The sequence below is a fragment of the Pelagibacterium mangrovi genome (genome assembly GCF_036662815.1).
In the GTDB taxonomy this organism is placed as follows: domain Bacteria; phylum Pseudomonadota; class Alphaproteobacteria; order Rhizobiales; family Devosiaceae; genus Pelagibacterium; species Pelagibacterium mangrovi.
The window spans coordinates 47,320-61,821 of the sequence record NZ_JBAFXA010000008.1 but is presented as its reverse complement, the minus strand read 5'-3'; the positions used below and the strand labels follow the sequence as shown (position 1 = coordinate 61,821).

Genomic DNA, 14,502 nt, shown 5'->3' with positions numbered 1-14,502 from the left:
AATCAGGCCGGCAGCTTTTGCACAACAGGCGCTTCGGGCACCGACAGCGTCGTACACGTGCCGTCCACGATATCCTTGTAGGTCGAAATGTCCTGGGGACGACCGAACCAATAACCCTGCGCGGAATCGCAGACCTCATCGCTGAGGAATTGAAGCTCCTCGATGCGCTCCACCCCCTCGGCCAGGATCGGCAGATTCAATCCCTTCCCCAGCCCCAGCACCGCCCGAACGATAGCCGCCGACTGATCGTTATCGTTGACCGATCGGATAAAGGACTGGTCGACCTTGATCCTGTCGAAGGGAAAGGCCCGCAGGTTCGAGAGTGACGAATAGCCTGTCCCGAAATCGTCCATCGCGACCCGCACGCCCAGAGCCTTCACCTGACGCAAATTGGAGATGGCGCGGTTGATATTGCGGATCATCGCGGTTTCGGTGATCTCGAGTTCGAGCCGTTCGGGCGCCAGTCCCGTGGCCCCGAGCACGTCGCGCACGAAGTCGACGAAATGGGCGCCATGGAGTTGAACAGCGGACACATTGACCGCAACGGTTAGCGGATTGGCCCAACCGGCCGCCTCCTCGCAGGCCGTTCGCATGACCCATTCACCCAATTGGGTGATCAGGCCGGTTTCCTCGGCAATGGGAATGAATTTGGAGGGCGGCACCGCACCCCGATCGGGATGCGTCCAACGCAACAGCACCTCGAACCCGGTCACGCTGCTGGAGCGGATATCGACCTGGGGCTGATAGGCAAGCTTGAGCTGACCGCGCGCCAGGGCCAGACGCAAATCGTGTTCGAGCTGGCGCCGGTCGCGCATCTGGGCGCCCATCTGCGGCTCGAACAGCCGGTAACTGCCCCGGCCTTCATCCTTGGCGCAATAGAGTGCGGTATCGGCAAAGCTCATCAATTGATCCGCGGCGACCGCGTGATCGGGATAGAGAGCGATGCCGATCGAGGCGGAGATCACCCCGCCCTCCGCATTGCTGATATTGGCGTCGGAAAAGGCTTCGAGCAGCGCTGCGGCCGCCGTTTCGGCGCCATCGCCGATTACTGGAAGGATGACGGCGAACTCGTCTCCCCCCAGTCGCGCGGCGAACTGGCCGACATCGAGCGCCCCTTCCATGGTCGCGGCGACCCTCTGAAGCAACGCATCGCCCGCCGCATGGCCGAAGAGGTCGTTGACTTCCTTGAACCTGTCGAGATCGATGCACATCACGCCGAGCCGCTGGCCCATCATCTTGGCGCGGGCGATTTCGTCCTCGAGGCGCTTGTTGAAGCTGGTGCGATTGGCCAGGCCCGTCATCGCGTCGTGATGGGCCAGAAACCGGATGTGGTGTTCGGCCTCCTTGCGCGCCCGCAAGTCTCGCACAGCAACCGCATGATGAGCATGGCCGCCGAAATCGACTTCGCGCAGGACAATTTCGACCGGTATCCGATCGCCCGAAAGCGTCGAAAGCTCGGTCTCGACAAGCTGGTTGGGTCGGTCTGAAAGTGCCATCCGATCGATGGAAGGCAGGAAATCATCGATATCACGGCCCGAAATATCAACGTTTTCGCCCAGCAGGAGCTGGAAGCTCGCGTTGACGGCGACAATGCTGCGGTCGTCGCAAACCACCAGTCCTTCGACCGCGGCATCGGCGAGGCTGCGCAGTCGGCCTTCTTCCGCGACGGCCCGCCTGCGCTCGCGCAGATCGAGCATCACCGCGCCCATTGCGGCCGCGAGAATGCCGAGGGAGACCACCCCCACGATCAAGGACAGGATCGAAGAATGGATATCGCCGGAGGTTATAATGGCATAGCAGTTTTCAAAGCCCGCCGCGCCCATGGCGGTGAAATGCATCGCGCAGATGGCCAGCGTGAGCAGTCCTGCCCCCGCCGATTGGGCCATGAATTTATTGCGCGCCGTGCCGATCCGGAAAGCGAGCGCCGAAAGCGCCATGCCGAAGACGACCGAAAGCGCGACAAGGCCCGAATTCCAGCTCACCTCGCCCCCGATCTGGAGCGCCCACATGCCGGTATAGTGCATCGTCGATATGCCGACACCGACGATGGCACCGCCCAGCAGCAGGTCCGATGGCTTTTTGCCGATCGCCGCCATGGCAACGCCGGCCCCGCACACCGCAATCGCGATCATCAGGGACGCAACGGTGATCGCCACGTCGTAGGAGGCCGGAAAGCCGATATCGAACGCGAGCATGGCGATGAAATGGGTCGCCCAGATTCCGAATCCCGCCGATACGGCAGCCACCCCGATCCACACGGTTCGCGTCCAGCCCAGGGAATGGCGCGCGTGCGTGAGGATCGAAATGCAGGCGAAAGCCGACAGAGCGCATATGGCCGCGGCAAGCAGCACGAAGCGGATGTCGTGCTGGATGAAAAGGGTCGTGATAAGGTCGCTCATGCCGAGGCCCACTGGTGCGTAAGGGAATACGCCTATGAGGCCTGAGGGGTAAACAACCAAGAAACGCGGCGATCGCGTTGGGGGAATTCGCAGTCAGGCTTAGCGCCGCGTTAAAAGCGCGTGCGGGCCTTGAGCGCCTGGCTCAACGTTCCCTCGTCGAGATAGTCGAGCTCGCCGCCCACCGGCACGCCATGGGCCAGCCGGGTGATGGTGACGCCGGATTCCGCCAGCCGGTCGGTGATGTAATGGGCCGTCGTCTGCCCTTCGACCGTGGCGTTGACGCCGATGACGATCTCGGAATACTCCCCGGCGCGCCGCAAGAGCTGGTCGATGGAGAGATCATCCGGCCCCACCCCATCGAGGGGCGACAGTACGCCCCCCAGCACATGGTAGCGCACCGGGCCGATGCCCGCCCGCTCCAGCGCCCAGAGATCGGCAACGTCTTCGACGACGATCAACAGCCCCGATTCGGCGCGGCGCGAGTCCGAGCAGATGGTGCATGGAGAGACCGTATCGATATTGCCGCAGGTTTCGCACACCTTGACCGCCGCCACGGCGCGATCGAGCGCTGCGGCGAGCGGGATCATCAATTGCTCTTTTTTCTTGATGAGGTGCAGCACCGCGCGACGGCCCGAACGCGGCCCCAGGCCGGGCAGGCGCGAGAGGAGCTGGATAAGCTGTTCGATTTCCGGTCCGCCGGAAGGATTGGACATTTCGACTAATCCGCAGGCATCAGAACGGAAATTTCATGCCCGGCGGAATGGGAAGCCCTTCGGTCATCTCGCTCATCTTTTTTTGCAGGAACTCCTCGCCCTTGCGGCGAGCGTCCGCATGCGCGGCGACGATCAGATCCTCGACGATTTCCGCATCGTCGGGCTTAAAGAGCGAGGGGTCGATCTTTAAACCCTGAAGGTCGCCCTTGGCGGTCATGGTGACGGTCACCATGCCGGCGCCGGCGACGCCCTCGACGATGTGGCTTGCCGCCTCGGCCTGCATTTCCTGGGCGCGCTGCTGGAATTCCTGGGCTTTTTTCATCATGCCCATCAGGTCTTTCATTGGTCGTCCTCCGGATCGATGGGAACAAAATCATCGGGCGCCATCTCGGCCTCGTCGGCGAGCTCGGCGCGGGTGCGAATATCGACCAGCTTGGCGCCCGGAAACGTTTCCATCACAGCCTTGACCAGCGGGTCCTCGAGCGCCTGGTTGCGCGCGTCGTTCTCGGCCGCCTGCCGCGCCTCGCGCATCGTGGGAGCCGAAATCTCGCGGGTGGAGATGGTGACCATCCAAGGTCGCCCGGTCCACTCCTTGAGCTTGGCCGAAAGCGCGGAAACGATCGAGGGATTGGCGGTGGGCGTCAGCGCCACCTCGATACGACCCACCTCGAAAGACACCGGCTTTAAATCCGATTCCAGGGCATGCTTGATCGCGATGTCGCGTTTTTCGCCGGCCAGCGCCACGAGTTCGGCATAGGTCTGCGGCATGGGCCGAGCCGAAGCCTGCGGCGCGCTCTGGGGCGCGGGGGCGGGCCGGGCAGCAGGCGCCGCGGCGGCGCGCGCCTGATAGCCGCCGCCATTGGGCGCCGGCGCCGTGGGAGCCGGTCCTGAATCGGGCGGCAGGGACGATAGCTTTTCGATCAATTCGTCCGGGCTGGGCAAATCGGCGGCATAGGCCAGGCGGATTAGCACCATCTCGGCGGCTTGCAGGCCATTGCCCGATTGGGCGATTTCGCCCAATCCCTTGGAAAGGATCTGCCAGGTCCGTGTCAGAACCCTCAGTCCCAGTTTCTGGGCGAGGTCGGCGCCCCGCGTCCGCTCGTCGGGGGTCAGCACCGGGTCCTCGGCGGCCGAGGGCACGATCTTGATGCGGGTCACGAGATGGGTGAGTTCGGCCAGATCGGAGATGATCGTCGTGGGGTCGGCGCCCGAATCGTAAAGCGCCCGCGCGTCGTCGAGCGCTCCGGCGATATCGCCGCCCATGAGTTTTTCGAAAAGGTCGATGATGCGCGCCCTGTCGGCGAGCCCCAGCATGTCGCGCACCGATTGGGCGGTGATCGCCCCACCCCCATGGGCGATGGCCTGATCGGTCAGAGACAGGCAATCGCGGGCCGAACCTTCCCCAGCGCGCACGATCATCGAGAGCCCTTCGGGCTCGACCGGAATCGATTCCCGTTCCAGCAGCCGCGAAAGATAGCCGGTCATCACTTCGGGCGAGATGCGGCGCAGATCGAACCGCTGGCAGCGCGAGAGGATAGTGACCGGAACCTTGCGGATCTCGGTGGTCGCGAAGATGAACTTCACATAAGGAGGCGGCTCTTCAAGCGTCTTCAAAAGCCCGTTGAAGGCCGAAGTCGAGAGCATGTGAACTTCGTCGATGATGAACACCTTGTAAGGCGCGCTCATCGGCGGCGTTCGGGTCATGGCGTTGATTTCGCGGATGGAATCGATGCCGGTATTGGAGGCGGCGTCCATTTCCATCACGTCCACATGAGTGCCCGCGATGATCTCGGCGCAATGGATGCCTTCCTTGGAAAGATCCAGCGTCGGATGCGGCCCGGTCTCGTCGGCGTAGTTGAAGGCGCGGGCGAGGATGCGGGCGGTCGTGGTCTTTCCCACGCCGCGCACGCCGGTCAAAATGAAGGCGTGGTGGATGCGCCCGGTCGCAAAGGCATTGCCCAGCGTCTGGACCATGGCGTCCTGCCCCACAAGGCTCTCAAAGCTCGATGGCCGGTATTTGCGGGCCAGAACCTGATAGGGCGTTGCTGGGGTCGTGGGGGTCACCATCGCGTGCCGTTGTGTGGGGAAACGCGCCCGCAGAAGGGGCGGAAACTCTAAAGTGGAGGCTGACGACGACCCGTGCCGTACTCGTTAGGGCTGCTTCCTTCCGGACCTGACCCGGTTGGCGAGCGGTTCGTCCGCCACCAACCTCCGCCCCCTATGTGCTGCATCGGGGAGGCGTTTGCAAGAGGCTCTAAAGACTCTTTGCAGGGGCGGAGTCGGCAACCGGATAGATGCCCAGAAACTTGAAGTGGTCGGAGAAAAAGCCCAGTTCCTCGAGCGCCAGCTTGACGTTGTGGTCGTCCGGATGGCCTTCGATATCGGCATAGAACTGGGTGGCGGTGAACGAGCCGCCCACCATGTAGCTTTCGAGCTTGGTCATGTTGACGCCATTGGTCGCAAACCCGCCCATGGCCTTGTAGAGCGCGGCGGGCACGTTGCGGACACGGAACACGAAGGTGGTCTTGACCTTGTTGCCATTGGGCTCGGGCCGGCGCGGCTCGCGCGACATGACGAGGAAACGCGTGGTGTTGTGGGCCTCGTCCTCGATATTTTCGGCCAGCACGTCCAGGCCATAGGTTTCCGCCGCGAAACGCGAGGCGATGGCCCCGACGGTGCGATCGCCCTTTTGCGCCACTTCGCGCGCCGAGCCGGCGGTATCGACGGCATTGATGGTGCGCAGCTTGTGCTTGGCAATGAATTTGCGGCACTGGCCCAGCGCCACCGAAAGCGATTGGACCGCCTCGATATCCGAGAGCGTCGCACCGGGCACGCCCAGAAGGTTCATACGCACCGGCAGGTAATGCTCGCCGATAATGTAGAGCCCGCTTTCGGGCAGGATATGGTGGATATCGGTGATACGGCCATAGAGCGAATTTTCCACCGGAACAACCGCATAATCGGCCTCGCCCGACTGCACAGCGCCCAGGGTCTGCTCGAACGTTACGCAAGGAAGCGGTTCGTCTTGGGGAAACACCTGCCGCGCCGTGGCGTGGCTGAAAGCTCCCAATTCTCCCTGAAAGGCGATCTTGCGTGACATGATGGTGGTTCCCTTGAAATGCGCGCGCACCTAACGCCGCGCTCCGCCGGGTGTCAATTACCGTCAAAACCATGTCAGAAAGGGGCTTGCGGGATTGTCGCACCCGGCCTATGCCGGTTGCACGGGCTGGCGCTTCCATTATATGGTCCGCGCGCGGGCTTTAGGGGCGATTCCGGGGCTTTGGCGCGAGACCTTGTGGTCTTGCCGCCCGGTTTGCCGATCGAAGCCCGTTGTTTTGCGTTCTGCTGACGGCGCTCGGGCGGGAATAACGGTACGGAGAGACCGAGGTTATGAATTCATTTGAACTCAACAAGATTTTCGGTGCCATTCTGGGTACCCTGGTCTTTGTGATGGGTGTCGGCTTCATCGCCGACGAGATCTATGCCCCCATCGAGGGGCGCGGCGCCGACTACGCGCTGCCCGAACCAGAGGCCGAGGGCGAAGCAGGCGGCAGCGAGACGCCCGGCGTGCCCTCGATCGCAGCGCGGATGCAAACCGCCTCGGCCGAAGCCGGCGCGAGCCTCATGACCCGCTGCCAGTCGTGCCACGATTACTCGGAAGCCAACGAAAACCGGATGGGCCCGGGCCTTTACGGCATCGTCGGCCACCCGATCGGCGGCCATGAGGGCTTCAGCTATTCGGACGCGCTCGCTTCGCTCGGCGCAGCCGGCGAAGTCTGGGATTACGAGCACCTCGACGCCTTCATCGAAAGCCCGCGCACCCATGCGCCCGGCACGTTGATGAGCTTTGCGGGCCTGCCCGATCCCGAGGACCGCGCCGATCTCATCGCCTTCCTGCGCGAAAATTCGGACGATCCTTACCCGCTGCCCGAGGCTCCGGCCGAAGAAGCGCCCGCCGAGGGCGATGCCACCGCCGAAGGCGAGGCACCGGCCGAACAGGACCCGATCTGGGCCGCCATGGCTGCGGTGACGCCGGAAGACGGTCAGGCGCTCATCGTGCGCTGCCAGTCCTGCCATGATTATTCGGAAGCCAACGCCAACCGCGTCGGTCCGGGCCTTTATGGCGTCGTCGGCCAGCAGATCGCGCACCATGAGGGTTATTCCTATTCCGATGTGCTCGCTTCGCTTGGCGCTGATGGCGAAACCTGGACGCCCGAGAACCTCTCGCACTTCCTCGAAGCCCCTGCCGATTTCGCTCCGGGCACCCGCATGGCCTTCCCCGGCATCGCTGATGTGGAAGACCGCGCAGCGCTGATCGTCTATCTCAACACGCTGTCGGCCGATCCCATGGATCTGAGCGGCGGCGCCGCGGAAGGCGAAGCCGCTCCGACAGATGAAGAAGCTCCTGCCGAGGAAGCTGCACCAGCGGAGGATGAAGCTCCTGCTGAGGAGGCTGCCCCGGCTGAGGAGGCTGCCCCGGCTGAGGAAGAGGCTCCCGCAGAGGAAACCGCCCCGGCTGAAGAGACTGCCCCTGCCGAGGAAGCGGCTCCCGCAGAGGAAACCGCCCCGGCTGAAGAGGCTCCCGTTGCTGAGGAGGCTCCGGCCGCCGAGGCAGAGGCTCCGCAGGAAGAGGCTGCCGAGGAAGTCGAAGGCGGGCGTTCCTGGCGCAATCCCAACATCTTCACTGAGCAATGACATCGGCGGCATAAGCCGCTAGTAACAAAACCGCGCTCTTTACGGAGCGCGGTTTTTTGTTGGCGTGAGGGATAGAGACTATGGCGCTGCTGCTGCACCTTTCGGGTATCGACGAATCGGGATGGGCGAAGGGCTTTGCGCAAGCCTTGCCGGGCTATCGCATCCTCACCCGCGCCGACCAATACGATCCGTCCGAAATCGAATATTTCTTCGGCTGGCGACCCGCCGACAATGCCTTCGAGGGCATGACCAATCTCAAGGCGATTCTTTCGCTGGGCGCTGGTGTCGATGCCATGCTCGGCCACCCCGCGCTGCCCGACGTCCCGGTCGTTCGCTTCGTCGATAATTCACTGACCCAGTGCATGAGCGATTATGTGATCTCGCAGGTCACCATGCATCAGCGCCTGTTCACCCGCTACGCCGCCGACCAGAAGGCCAAGCGCTGGAGCCAGTTCTACCCGCCGGCCAGCCATGAGACCGCCGTCGGCATCATGGGGCTGGGGGTCCTGGGCACCGACGCGGCGCTCAAGCTCAAGACGATCGGCTTTGAGGTCAATGGCTGGAGCCGCACGCCCAAGGGTGTCGATGGCGTCCGGCTTTTTTCGGGCAATGGTCAGCTCAGCGATTTCCTTGCCGCAACCGACATTCTCGTCTGCCTCCTGCCGCTCACCGAGGAAACGCGCGGCATCCTCAACATGGAAACCTTCAAGACCCTCCGGCGCAGCGGGTTGACCGGCGGGCCGGTGCTGATCAACGCGGCGCGTGGCGGCCATCAGAAGGAAACCGATATCGTGGCCGCGCTCAAGGATGGCACGCTCGCCGCCGCCAGCCTCGACGTCTTCGAGGTCGAGCCCCTGCCTGTCACCAGCCCGCTCTGGGAACTCGATAACTGCTTTATCACCCCCCACATCGCAGCCATTTCCAACGAGCGCAGCGGCGTCGAGTATTTCTCCCGCATGATCCGCGATCATCAGGATGGAAAACCGCTGCGCAACGTTGTGGACCGCGATCGCGGCTACTGACCGTAACGCGCCTTGAGTGCCCCATAGAGGGCGCGGATGCCCTGATCGGTGCCCCCGAACGGGCGCCCTGGCCTCGGCTCGGGCGCCCAGGCGAAGATGTCGAGATGCATCCAGTCGGTCTGCTTTTCGACGAAGCGGCCCAGAAACAGCGCCGCGGTGATCGATCCCGCGTGCCCGCCCGACGAGATGTGATTGACATCGGCGATCTTGGAGGCCAGCAGCTTGTCATAGCCCGGCCAGAGCGGCATCGCCCAAAGCGGATCGTCCACGGCCATGCCGTGCTCGACCACGGTTTTCCCGAACGCCTCGTTGCGGGCATAGAGCGGGGGCAGATCGGGGCCCAGCGCCACGCGGGCCGCCCCGGTCAAGGTCGCCATATCGATGATGAGGTCGGGTTTTTCCTCGTCGGCCAAAGCCAGCGCATCGGCCAGGATCAGGCGTCCCTCGGCGTCGGTGTTGCCGATCTCGACAGTCAGCCCCTTGCGCGAGGGCAGGATATCGCCCGGACGGAACGCCGAACCGGAGATGGCGTTTTCCACCACCGGGATCAACACCCGCAGGCGCACCTTGAGCCTGGCATCGATGATGGCATTGGCCAGCCCCAGGATATTGGCGGCTCCGCCCATGTCCTTTTTCATCAGCGCCATGGAATTGCCCGGCTTGATGTTGAGCCCGCCGGTATCGAAGGTCACCCCCTTGCCCACCAGCGTCAGCTTGGGGTGAGCCGGATCGCCCCATGAAAAATCGACGAGGCGCGGCGCCTCGGCGCTAGCCCTGCCCACCGCGTGGATCATGGGAAAGTTGCGGGCAACCAGATCGTCGCCGCGCACCACGTCCACCTCTGCGCCCCGCTCCTTGGCGAATTGGACGATCGCCTTTTCGAAAGCATCCGGCCCCAGATCGTTGGCCGGCGTATTGACCAGATCGCGCGCCAGAAAGGCCGAGCGTTCCAGCCGCTCGATTTCGGCCGCATCGGCCCCCTCGGGCATTTCGAGCACCGGACGGTCCTTCGATGTGCGGTAGCGGTCAAAGCGGTAGGCGCCGAGCCGGAACCCGAGCACGGCAAGCGTGGGGTCACCGAAGGCGCCCTCCAGCCGATAGGTGCCCGCCGGCAACGCCGCTGCCGCCAGCCCGGTCACCAAAGCCGAGCGGCCAACCTCAGCCCCCAGCCCGAACAGATAGCCCGAAATCGCCCCCTCGGCATCGGGCAGCGCGAGGAGCTTGCCCGGTTTGCCGTCGAAACCATTGGCCTTGGCCCAGCCCTGATGGGTCGGAGACAACCCCGCGCCAGCAATTTCATCTTCGGCGACACAGATAATGGGCAAGGACATCAACCAACTCCAACCTATTCGATCACGATCGTTTGTAGCGGTTCGCCCCCTGCACGGCAATTGGCGGAGGCCGCGCTTAACCACGCGTTAGGGTTAATGAATTACTTATCATAGCTCAAATTGCCTTTCAGGCTGGGGGTTCGGATATGGGCAGGTCGCTCGCATCGATGATGCTTGTGGGGGTGGCAACGCTGGCGCTGGCCGGTTGCGCCACCAATCGCACTGGCGCGCTCGATGCCGACTATTCAAACCTGTCAGGGCCGCAGATCCAGGCCAGCGTCGCCGATCTCTCCCAGCGCTATGGCCGCGATCCACGCAACAAATCGCTGGGTATCCACTACGCCGCCGCCCTGCGCGCCGCGGGGCAGACCGATCCCGCCGTCACCGTGCTCGAAAACCTCATGGGGGCCCATCAGGGCGATCCGGAAGTCGGGCTTGCCTATGCCAAGGCACTCTCCGCGGCCGGCCGGTTCGATCAGGGCCTGCGCGTCGTCGATAACGCCATCAACCCGGTTACGCCCCATTGGGATGCGCTTTCGGTGCGCGGCGCCATCCTCGACCAGATGGGACGCCACGCCGAAGCGCGGCAGAATTACAATCAAGCCCTGCTGCTCGCCCCGCAGGAATCGCGGCTCCACGCCAATCTGGGCCTCTCCTACGCCATGACGGGCGAGCTTCAGGCCGCCGAAATGCATCTGCGCCAGGCTGCCGCCCTGCCCGGCGCGACGACGCGCGTGCGCCAGAACCTGGCGCTGGTTCTGGGGCTCCAAGGCCAATTCGATGCCTCGCGCGCGCTTTATGCCGCCGAGTTGCCTCCCGAAGCGGTCGAAGCCAACATGGACTATATCCGCGCACTTCTCACCCAGCAGGACCGCTGGCAGGCCATCCGCAGCGACGGCTAGAGCGACATCGCCGTGATGATGGCCGGCGCCATGATGATGATGAACAGCACCGGCAGGAAGAAGACGATCAGCGGCACCGTCATCTTGGGGGGCAACGCCGCAGCCTTTTTCTCCGCTTCCATCATGCGCGCTTCACGACCTTCCTCGGCCATGACGCGGAGCGCCTGTCCCACCGAGGTGCCGTAACGCTCGGCCTGGATCAGCGCGGTCATCACCGAGCGCACTCCGTCGAGCCCCGTCCGCCGGGCCAGATTGTCATAGGCGCGCGTACGGTCCTCGAGGAAGGAAAGCTCGGCAGTGGTCAGCGTCAGCTCCTCGGCGAGTTCGGTGCTCTGCAACCCGATTTCCTTGGCCACTCGCCTTATGGCATGTTCGATCGACATGCCCGATTCCACGCACAGCAGCACCAGATCGAGGGCATCGGGCCATGCGCTGCGCACCGATTGCTGACGCTTCTGGATCTTGTTGCGCAGCAGCAGCACGGGCACGTAGGCGCCCACCAACCCCACGCCGATGGCATAGACGAAATTGATGAACACCGGCCGTCCGCCCGGAGCGATAAAGACGAGATAGACGAGCCCCAGCGCGAACAGGACGAAGGGGGTGATGAAGCGCAGGAACAGATGCTTGGTCAGTTCCCCCTGGCCGCGCAGCCCCGCCTGGGCGAGCTTGTCGATCGTGTTTTCGTCCATGAAGGCCTTCTGGAGCGAAAAGCGCTCGACGGTGGACTTCATGTAAGCGCGCGCGTCGGCACCCCGGATATTGGCGCGCGGGTTTTCCTTGCCGGCGGCCTGGTTGCGCATGCGCGCCATCTCGCGGGCCCGCATCTGCTCGCGTTCGAGCGCCACCTTCTTCATGCGGTCCTTGCGCTCGATCCGCTCGAAGATGTGCGCGCCGAATGTGAAGACGATCGCGGCGGCCGAGATCGCGGCAAAGATCGCGATCAGGAAATCGGGGCTGGCGATCTGGTCGGCTAGGGTCACGCTGAACGTTTCCTAATAATCGAACTGGATCATGCGGTTCATGACGAAGGCCCCGGTCATCATCATCACCGCGGCGATGCCCAGGCAGATCATGCCCCCGCTCGTCGTGAACAGCGGGGTGAGATAGGTGGGGCTGACCACGGAAACCGCGCCGATGACGAACACGGGCAGCGCACCGATGATCATCGCCGAGGCCTTGGCTTCCGAGCTCATCGCCTTGACCTTGGCCTTCATCTTCTTGCGATTGCGCAAGACGATAGCGAGGTTGGAAAGAGCTTCGGAAAGATTGCCGCCCGATTGCTGCTGGACGGTAATGACGACGATGAAGAAGTTGACTTCGGCCAGCGGCACGCGGTCGAACAGCACCTCGACCGCCTCGGCCATGGATTTGCCGATCGATTGCTGGTCGAGCACGCGCATGAATTCCGAGCGCACCGGCTCCTTGACCTCCTTGGCCACCAGCCGGATGGAATCGTTGAGCGGCATGCCCGCCCGAACGCCGCGCACGATGGCTTCAACGGCGTTGGGCAATTCGTCGAGATAAGCGTTCTGGTATTTCTTCCGCCGCCAGCCCAGATACATATTGGGCAGCACATAGGCGCCCCCGACGGCCAGCACGGCGGCATAGAGCAACGGCACCTGCACGATGACCAGAACGACCAGAAGGCCGACGCCCAGGATTATGCAGTTGCGGACCCACACCTTGGGCTGGGTCTGGACGCCCGCCTGGAATATGCGGTGCTTCAATGACTTCTTGGCGCGCCGGGCGTTCAGCGCGTCCGATTGCTGCTTGAGCGCGTCCTGCACTGTGCGGCGGCGGGTTTCGCGGAGCTTGTCGACATTGGCGACCTCGCGGCGCACCTGCACATCGCCCTGGAGCGCCTTGATGCGTTTGTCGGCCCGGCTCGAACCGGCGATCGAGGGCACCAGCGCAAAGCCGAGAGCTCCGACACAGACGACGACCAACAGAGCGACAAGCAAGGGGCTCATCAGCGCAACATCTCGTGGTGTTCGACGTTGGCGCGTTCGAGCGCCTCGACCAGCGCCATTTCCTCGTTGAAATAGCGCGCCTTCTCGGTGAAATGGGGCTTGGTAATGCCCGTGGAGCGGTGACGCCCGATCAGCGTACCGTTGGCGTCTTCGCCCATGATGTCGTAGAGGAACACGTCCTGGGTGACGATCACGTCGCCTTCCATGCCGAGCACTTCGGTGACGTGGGTGATGCGGCGCGAACCGTCCCGCAGGCGCGCCGCCTGGACAATGACGTCGATGGACGAGACGATCATCTCGCGGATCGTGCGGCTTGGGAGCGAAAAGCCCCCCATGGTGATCATCGATTCGAGACGCGACAGCGCCTCGCGTGGCGAGTTGGCGTGGAGCGTCCCCATCGAGCCGTCATGGCCGGTGTTCATGGCCTGCAAGAGGTCGAACGCTTCGGCGCCACGCACTTCGCCCACGATGATGCGTTCGGGGCGCATACGCAGGCAGTTCCTCACCAGCTCGCGCATGGTGATCTCGCCCTCGCCCTCGAGATTGGGCGGGCGGGTTTCGAGCCGCACGACGTGGGGCTGCTGGAGTTGGAGTTCGGCCGAATCCTCGCAGGTGATCACCCGCTCGTCCTTGTCGATAAAGGCGGTGAGGCAGTTCAGAAGCGTCGTCTTGCCCGAACCCGTGCCGCCAGAGATCAGGACATTGGCCCGAACCCGCCCCAGCACCCGCAGCACCTCGGCGCCTTCGGGCGAGATCGAGCCGAATTTGACAAGCTGGGGAAGCGTCAGCTTGTCCTTCTTGAACTTGCGGATGGTCAGCGCCGGCCCGTCGATCGAGAGCGGCGGGGCGATGACGTTGACGCGTGAACCATCGGGCAGGCGCGCGTCGCAGATGGGTGAGGATTCATCGACCCGTCGCCCGACCTGGGAGACGATGCGCTGGCAGACATTCATCAGATGCGCGTCGTCACGGAAGCGCACATTGGTCAGCTTCACGCGGCCGTTGACTTCGATATAGCAGCGCTGGGACCCGTTGATCATGATGTCGGCGATGTCGTCGCGCGCCAGGAGCGGTTCGAGCGGCCCATAGCCGAGCACGTCGTTGCAGATGTCGTCGAGCAGGTCTTCCTGCTCGGAGATCGACATGACGAAATTCTTGAGCGCGATGATTTCGGCGACGATGTCGCGGATTTCCTCGCGCGCCGAATCCTGATCCATGGCGGCGAGCTGGGAAAGATCGATGGAATCGATCAGCGCCGAAAAGATCGAGGATTTGGTCTGGAAATAGGCCTTGTCGCGGCCCGCCGGCTCGGCGGCATCGGCAGCCTCTTCGGGTTTGGCGCGCTCTGTGGAGATCGGCACGGGCTGGACGGGCGCGCGCTCGAGTTCGGGCACGGCAGGCGGCGCGGACCGGGCGGGAGCCGCCTGGGTATTGCCGCCGAAACTCGTACGCTTGCCGAACATGATC

Annotated in this window: 12 protein-coding genes and 1 other RNA gene; 3 read left to right on the top strand and 10 right to left on the bottom strand. The window is 63.6% G+C overall.

Annotated features, from left to right (window positions below; genetic code table 11):
* Positions 1-2 precede the first annotated feature (2 nt).
* From V4T21_RS14635 to V4T21_RS14610, 6 genes are all read right to left on the bottom strand, one after another.
* The gene (locus tag V4T21_RS14635; RefSeq protein ID WP_332718109.1) at positions 3-2,399 is read right to left on the bottom strand and encodes a bifunctional diguanylate cyclase/phosphodiesterase; all 2,397 of its coding nucleotides are present in this window, start codon (positions 2,397-2,399) and stop codon (positions 3-5) included.
* 110 nt (positions 2,400-2,509) lie between these two features.
* On the bottom strand, positions 2,510-3,112 hold the full coding sequence (gene recR, locus V4T21_RS14630) for a recombination mediator RecR (protein ID WP_332718107.1): 603 nt from the start codon (positions 3,110-3,112) through the stop codon (positions 2,510-2,512).
* A gap of 19 nt (positions 3,113-3,131) precedes the next feature.
* Positions 3,132-3,455: a YbaB/EbfC family nucleoid-associated protein gene (locus V4T21_RS14625; RefSeq protein ID WP_332718105.1), complete on the bottom strand. Its 324-nt coding sequence runs from the start codon at positions 3,453-3,455 to the stop codon at positions 3,132-3,134.
* Complete coding sequence (locus tag V4T21_RS14620) at positions 3,452-5,179, bottom strand: DNA polymerase III subunit gamma/tau (protein WP_332718103.1); 1,728 nt, start codon at positions 5,177-5,179, stop codon at positions 3,452-3,454. The genes V4T21_RS14625 and V4T21_RS14620 overlap by 4 nt, the downstream gene beginning before the upstream one ends.
* A gap of 51 nt (positions 5,180-5,230) precedes the next feature.
* Positions 5,231-5,325, bottom strand: an RNA gene (ffs, locus tag V4T21_RS14615) — signal recognition particle sRNA small type.
* A gap of 41 nt (positions 5,326-5,366) precedes the next feature.
* Entirely contained in the window at positions 5,367-6,212 is an 846-nt protein-coding gene (locus V4T21_RS14610; RefSeq protein WP_332718101.1) for a prephenate dehydratase, read from the bottom strand.
* Between the two features lie 290 nt (positions 6,213-6,502).
* On the opposite strand from V4T21_RS14610, the gene V4T21_RS14605 reads away from it, so the two are divergent.
* Together V4T21_RS14605 and V4T21_RS14600 are read left to right on the top strand one after the other, a co-directional pair.
* Positions 6,503-7,807 (top strand): c-type cytochrome, encoded by a 1,305-nt coding sequence (locus V4T21_RS14605; RefSeq protein WP_332718099.1) that lies wholly within the window; start codon positions 6,503-6,505, stop codon positions 7,805-7,807.
* Between the two features lie 80 nt (positions 7,808-7,887).
* A complete protein-coding gene (locus V4T21_RS14600; protein WP_332718097.1) occupies positions 7,888-8,829 on the top strand; it encodes a 2-hydroxyacid dehydrogenase in 942 nt (313 codons plus the stop codon).
* Here the strand turns inward: V4T21_RS14600 and V4T21_RS14595 are convergent.
* A complete protein-coding gene (locus V4T21_RS14595) occupies positions 8,823-10,160 on the bottom strand; it encodes a leucyl aminopeptidase family protein (protein WP_332718095.1) in 1,338 nt (445 codons plus the stop codon). The genes V4T21_RS14600 and V4T21_RS14595 overlap by 7 nt on opposite strands.
* Positions 10,161-10,306: 146 nt before the next feature.
* Between V4T21_RS14595 and V4T21_RS14590 the strand changes: the two genes are divergently transcribed.
* Positions 10,307-11,062, top strand: coding sequence for a tetratricopeptide repeat protein (locus V4T21_RS14590; RefSeq protein ID WP_332718093.1), 756 nt, complete (start codon positions 10,307-10,309; stop codon positions 11,060-11,062).
* Here V4T21_RS14590 and V4T21_RS14585 read toward each other — a convergent pair.
* The 3 genes from V4T21_RS14585 to V4T21_RS14575 are packed head-to-tail and all read right to left on the bottom strand — an operon-like array spanning position 11,059 to position 14,498.
* Positions 11,059-12,045, bottom strand: a complete 987-nt coding sequence (locus V4T21_RS14585) for a type II secretion system F family protein (protein WP_332718091.1) — start codon at positions 12,043-12,045, stop codon at positions 11,059-11,061. The two genes, V4T21_RS14590 and V4T21_RS14585, sit on opposite strands and share 4 nt — an antisense overlap.
* Positions 12,046-12,057: 12 nt before the next feature.
* The gene (locus V4T21_RS14580; protein ID WP_332718089.1) at positions 12,058-13,035 is read right to left on the bottom strand and encodes a type II secretion system F family protein; all 978 of its coding nucleotides are present in this window, start codon (positions 13,033-13,035) and stop codon (positions 12,058-12,060) included.
* The gene (locus tag V4T21_RS14575) at positions 13,035-14,498 is read right to left on the bottom strand and encodes a TadA family conjugal transfer-associated ATPase (RefSeq protein ID WP_332718087.1); all 1,464 of its coding nucleotides are present in this window, start codon (positions 14,496-14,498) and stop codon (positions 13,035-13,037) included. The genes V4T21_RS14580 and V4T21_RS14575 overlap by 1 nt, the downstream gene beginning before the upstream one ends.
* Positions 14,499-14,502 lie beyond the last annotated feature (4 nt).

Excerpts from the sequence above, each read along its gene's own strand:
- V4T21_RS14635 (WP_332718109.1), bottom strand. The coding sequence starts at position 2,399 with ATGAGCGACCTTATCACGACCCTTTTCATCCAGCACGACATCCGCTTC.
- recR (WP_332718107.1), bottom strand. The coding sequence starts at position 3,112 with ATGTCCAATCCTTCCGGCGGACCGGAAATCGAACAGCTTATCCAGCTC.
- V4T21_RS14625 (WP_332718105.1), bottom strand. The coding sequence starts at position 3,455 with ATGAAAGACCTGATGGGCATGATGAAAAAAGCCCAGGAATTCCAGCAG.
- V4T21_RS14620 (WP_332718103.1), bottom strand. The coding sequence starts at position 5,179 with ATGGTGACCCCCACGACCCCAGCAACGCCCTATCAGGTTCTGGCCCGC.
- V4T21_RS14610 (WP_332718101.1), bottom strand. The coding sequence starts at position 6,212 with ATGTCACGCAAGATCGCCTTTCAGGGAGAATTGGGAGCTTTCAGCCAC.
- V4T21_RS14605 (WP_332718099.1), top strand. The coding sequence starts at position 6,503 with ATGAATTCATTTGAACTCAACAAGATTTTCGGTGCCATTCTGGGTACC.
- V4T21_RS14600 (WP_332718097.1), top strand. The coding sequence starts at position 7,888 with ATGGCGCTGCTGCTGCACCTTTCGGGTATCGACGAATCGGGATGGGCG.
- V4T21_RS14595 (WP_332718095.1), bottom strand. The coding sequence starts at position 10,160 with ATGTCCTTGCCCATTATCTGTGTCGCCGAAGATGAAATTGCTGGCGCG.
- V4T21_RS14590 (WP_332718093.1), top strand. The coding sequence starts at position 10,307 with ATGGGCAGGTCGCTCGCATCGATGATGCTTGTGGGGGTGGCAACGCTG.
- V4T21_RS14580 (WP_332718089.1), bottom strand. The coding sequence starts at position 13,035 with ATGAGCCCCTTGCTTGTCGCTCTGTTGGTCGTCGTCTGTGTCGGAGCT.
- V4T21_RS14575 (WP_332718087.1), bottom strand. The coding sequence starts at position 14,498 with ATGTTCGGCAAGCGTACGAGTTTCGGCGGCAATACCCAGGCGGCTCCC.